The sequence below is a fragment of the Streptococcus pseudopneumoniae genome, assembly GCF_001072925.1.
Classification (GTDB): Bacteria; Bacillota; Bacilli; order Lactobacillales; family Streptococcaceae; genus Streptococcus; species Streptococcus pseudopneumoniae_Q.
The window spans coordinates 1-2,341 of sequence record NZ_JVHE01000007.1 but is presented as its reverse complement, the minus strand read 5'-3'; the positions used below and the strand labels follow the sequence as shown (position 1 = coordinate 2,341).

The following is a 2,341-nucleotide window of genomic DNA, read 5'->3' as shown; positions in this document are numbered from 1 at the left end:
TTTTTGTATACACTAAAATAGGGTTGGTGGAAAATTTCCATCAACCCTAAAAATTATAGAACCACACAAAACCCTGACCAGAGATGGCCAGGGTTTTGTATTTCAAAAATTATTCTGTAAATTCTATAGTTACTTTTACTTCAGAATCCATTGAAGAAAATATTGTTTTATAATAATTGATTGCAGATTCTTTAATTTCACTCTTAAATTTATCTAAATACTCTGCTTGTTTATCACTAGAAAGTTGGTTAGCGACCAATTTCCCAGTATCAATATCTTCTGTAGTTCCACTTAATAACTCTCCATGACTATCATATAAATCATAAGGATTATCTTTTGAAAGTTCAACACCAATTACTTCCAATTTTGGAACAATAACCTTATATTCTTTTTCGCTTATTTGTTCAACCTTTACACTACTTTTAATTCCAAATTTAGCTTTATAATTTAAAATTACTAATGCTGCTTTTTTAGAGAACGGCACATCAAACCCAAAAACTTGAGTTGTTTTTGTTTCAGAAATAATTTCATTAATTCCCGCATTCAAAAATACAACTTCATTCACTTTTTCAATACTTTCGATATTAATTGACGATTTGACTTCTGATTTATGTTCCTTAGGTAAGAAAAATAGCACTCCAATAGCTATAATAGCTATTAATACCACATTCAATAGTACACTAAACATATTAACTTTCTTCTTTAATATAGACAGGATAAAAAAACCTCACTTTAAATAATCTATCTAAATTTTACACATTCTAAAGAAAATAGTCAATATTTTTTCGTACTATCTTCTAAAATTAATTGTGCCTATTAAAAATGAAATTAGTTTGTTGCATTTGATTATATTTTTTGAACACCAAATCCATTTAAAATTGAGTGCTATTTTGAGCACTAAAAAAGGGCTCTTTGTCAAATAGTGTTGATGAAGAAATTTAGGAAGGGATTAAGCAACTAATTGTTGCTTAATTCCTTTTTGTTTTGGGCCAAACATTTTTGTTATTAAAATAATCCTATTTCTAAAATGGTAATAGTTTCTAAAGCCGTAGGCATTTCTTTTAAGCACTTTTATTTTATTGTTTATTCCTTCAATAGGGCCATTTGTTCTAGTTGGATACTCACAAGTATTTTGAATATATGGAAAGTAAGTCATAAGAGTCTTTAATACTCTTTTTAAACCAGGAGATAGGTCTAATTGCGTAGCTGCTTCAATCGTTTCCTTGAATTCTATATAATCTCTATCCTGTATACATTCACGAAGTGAATGTACAACCTCATAATCATTTTTAAGAGATGGATTTTTTTCTAAGATATAATCTACGATTCCTTTACTTGTTATGAAGCTTTCAAAAAGCTTATAACGATTATATTTATAGTTCTGAAGTTCATTAGAGTTCTTTAAAATTAACTTCCAATAATGTTTTAACTTTCGATATAATTTAGAGTCTTTATAGCGATGCTTATTCATGACACGTACCCGAGTTCGATTTAATTCTCTATTTAAGGCTTGTACGATATGAAAAGGATCAATGATAATTTTAGCGTTAGGAAACATTTCTTTTATTAATTGAATGTACGGTAAGTACATGTCGATGGAGATAGTTTTTACCTTTAATCTAGTCTTAGGCTCAAAACGATGAAAATACTTTTTCAAGCTGTAAGATTTTCTATCTCGTACAACATCGACCAGCTTGTGTGTAGTGCTATCACAAATAATGAAGCTCATATTACTATCGGAAGATTTGACGGATTTAAATTCATCAAAACACAAATGCTCAGGTAAATCGTGTAATGGTTTAATCTTTAGTAAACGTGTTGTATCATCTATGATACGTCTTACCGTATGAACTGAAACATTTGTTTCTTTTGCGATATAGGTTTCAGATACTGTTTCACTTATTTTTGATTTAATTTCGTTTTTTAAGCGTTTAGAGATATGACAGTGTTTTTCTACGATTCGACTAGTGTCTGCGGTAAATGAAGAGCCGCATTCTCTACAGAGAAATCTCTGCTTGCGTAGATTTAAGTAGGCCGCTAGGCCTGAAACAGAACAGAGAGTGATACGAGATGTTTTCGTGCCGTTTTTAACGATATTATTATTTCGGCTAACACACCCACAAACGGTACAAAATTCTGGTTTATGCGTATAAGTAGCTGCATAAAATAAAGATTTTCTCTTTTTAAATATCTTCTCTTGAACTTTATTATCCCAAATAATGTTTTTATCTTTGATTTGTAGTGTAGCTTCTAGTATATTGTTCATATGGTCATCATCCTTTTGTTTTAGGTTTCAGCGCTTTTAATATAATGGATGTTGGCCTTTTTGTATACACTAAAA

2 protein-coding genes are annotated in these 2,341 nt (G+C 29.9%); both read right to left on the bottom strand.

The genetic code is table 11. The features are described 5' to 3' along the window. Window positions 1–109 precede the first annotated feature (109 nt). Window positions 110–688: a DUF4230 domain-containing protein gene (locus ADH81_RS00240; protein ID WP_000493216.1), complete on the bottom strand. Its 579-nt coding sequence runs from the start codon at window positions 686–688 to the stop codon at window positions 110–112. 261 nt (window positions 689–949) lie between these two features. Continuing rightward, on the bottom strand, window positions 950–2,266 hold the full coding sequence (locus ADH81_RS00235) for an ISL3 family transposase (protein ID WP_049525658.1): 1,317 nt from the start codon (window positions 2,264–2,266) through the stop codon (window positions 950–952). Between the last annotated feature and the right edge of the window lie 75 nt (window positions 2,267–2,341).

Excerpts from the sequence above, each read along its gene's own strand:
- ADH81_RS00240 (WP_000493216.1), bottom strand. The coding sequence starts at position 688 with ATGTTTAGTGTACTATTGAATGTGGTATTAATAGCTATTATAGCTATT.
- ADH81_RS00235 (WP_049525658.1), bottom strand. The coding sequence starts at position 2,266 with ATGAACAATATACTAGAAGCTACACTACAAATCAAAGATAAAAACATT.